Annotated in this window: 2 protein-coding genes; both read left to right on the top strand. The window is 73.4% G+C overall.

Features of this window, described 5'->3' with window-relative positions; translation table 11 throughout:
• On the top strand, positions 1–609 hold a 609-nt coding region (locus tag GT354_RS46235; protein WP_161363556.1), incomplete at its 5' end, for a helix-turn-helix domain-containing protein.
• A 4-nt stretch (positions 610–613) separates the two neighbouring features.
• Complete coding sequence (locus GT354_RS46230; RefSeq protein ID WP_202513058.1) at positions 614–1,198, top strand: LysE family translocator; 585 nt, start codon at positions 614–616, stop codon at positions 1,196–1,198.
• Positions 1,199–2,086 lie beyond the last annotated feature (888 nt).

Raw genomic sequence — 2,086 nt, 5'->3', positions numbered from 1 at the left:
GGGCGGCCGGCCGTGACGCACTGGGGCCTGGCCGACGACCTCGCGCGCCGGTTCCCGAACGCCGCCGTGGAGCCGGGCGCGCTGTTCGTGGGCGCGGACCGGGTCTGGACCTCGGCAGGAGCCGCAGCCGGTATCGACCTGTGCCTGCACCTGGTCCGGCTCGCCCACGGCGCCGACGTCGCCGCGGCGGTCGCCCGCACGATGGTCACCGCGCCATTTCGCACCGGTGGCCAGGCGCAGTTCATCACGGGCCCGACCCGTCCCCTCGACCGCGACGGCGACGCGCTCGCGGCCGTACGCGAGCGCGCCCTGCGCGAGTTGGACCGACCACACACGGTCGCCGATCTCGCGGCGTGGGCCGGCATGTCGGAGCGCACGTTCGTCCGCCGTTTCGCCGCCGAGTCCGGCGCGCCCCCGCTGCGCTGGCTCTTGGGCCAACGCATCGCGGCGGCCCAACGACTGCTGGAACGCACCGACTTGGGCCTGGACACCATCGCCGACCGCTGCGGCTTCGGCTCCGCCGTGACGATGCGTCAGCACTTCACCCGCTCCGTCGGCGTCCCACCCCACACCTACCGCCGCTCGTTCCACCCCTCGCCGGCGCCATGACCCCATGGACGCGCCCTCGCACATAGCCTCGTTCGCCTTGGTTGCCGGCCTGCTGACGCTCATCCCCGGCCCCGCCACCGCCGTGGTCCTGCGCGCGACGCTCGTACACGGTCCACGCCACGGCTTCCCGACCGTCCTGGGCGTCGGGTCCGGCACCCTCATGTGGGGCGCGGCGGCTGCAGCAGGAGTGACCGCTGTGCTGACCACGTCGCAAACCGCGTACACCGCGCTGCGCATCGTCGGCGCCGCCTACCTCTTGTGGATGGCCTACGGGTTGGTGCACAGCGCATGGGCCAACCGATATGCCGCCGACGCGCCGGCCGACCCGACCGCGAAGGCCGCCGCCCCGACGTTGTGGTCCGCGTGGCGTCGCGGCGCACTCACGTCGCTGACCAACCCCAAGGTCGGCGTCTTCTACATGGCGATGATTCCGCAGCTCGTCCCCGATGACGCCTCCGGCCCGGCCTTTGGCATACTCCTTGCCCTCGTCCACGACATCGAGGGCATGGTGTGGTTCACCTCATCCTGGGCGCCTCCGGGCTGCGCGATGTCCTGGGTCGGCCGCGTGTTCGCCGCAGCCCGGAGATGACCACCGGCACCGTGATCGGTGCCTTCGGCGTGGCCCTGGCCGCCTCCGACGCGTGACCCGAGCGAACCGAGAGCCACATCCCCGGCTCCGTCCGCCGGCGATCCGGCAACGCCGGGACGTGAGCGCGACCTCGGCCGGCGCAGGCGGCTTCCGGGGTCCTGGGGGATCTCGGTGAGGGGGCGGCACTGGCTGATCTCGGTAAAGGGGCCGACCGGGCCGACCGTGGTGTCGGGCCGGCACAGAACAGCGGAGCGGGTCGGGGGCGGCATACCGAGCCTGCCCTCGGTCCGGCCGGATGCGACCGACGAACAGCGCCCCGCCGCTCTCGGACCGCGCTCGCGCGGAACGCACCGGCAGGCACCGGAACGCACCCGTCCGACTCGCGCCATGCACGCCGACCTGAACCTCACCTTCGGCGTCGACGACTCCACCGCCGTCTTCGTGCCTCACGACGACCGTCGAACCGCCTAACCCCGGCGGTCCGGCAGCGCCAGGATGTGGGCGCGGCCCCGGTCCGCGAAGGCGGCTTCCAGGCTTTTTTGGCCGGTCTCGGTGAAGGGGCCGTACCGGCCGGCCCCGGTGTCGGGCCGGCACAGAACAGCGGAGCGGGTCGGGGGCGGCATACCGAGCCTGCCCTCGGTCCGGCCGGATGCGACCGACGAACAGCGCCCCGCCGCTCTCGGACCGCGCTCGCGCGGAACGCACCGGCAGGCACCGGAACGCACCCGTCCGACTCGCGCCATGCACGCCGACCTGAACCTCACCTTCGGCGTCGACGACTCCACCGCCGTCTTCGTGCCTCACGACGACCGTCGAACCGCCTAACCCCGGCGGTCCGGCAGCGCCAGGATGTGGGCGCGGCCCCGGTCCGCGAAGGCGGCTTCCAGG

The organism is Streptomyces sp. SID3343, assembly GCF_009865215.1.
Lineage (GTDB): Bacteria > Actinomycetota > Actinomycetes > Streptomycetales > Streptomycetaceae > Embleya.
This window is presented reverse-complemented; position numbering and strand designations above follow the sequence as displayed.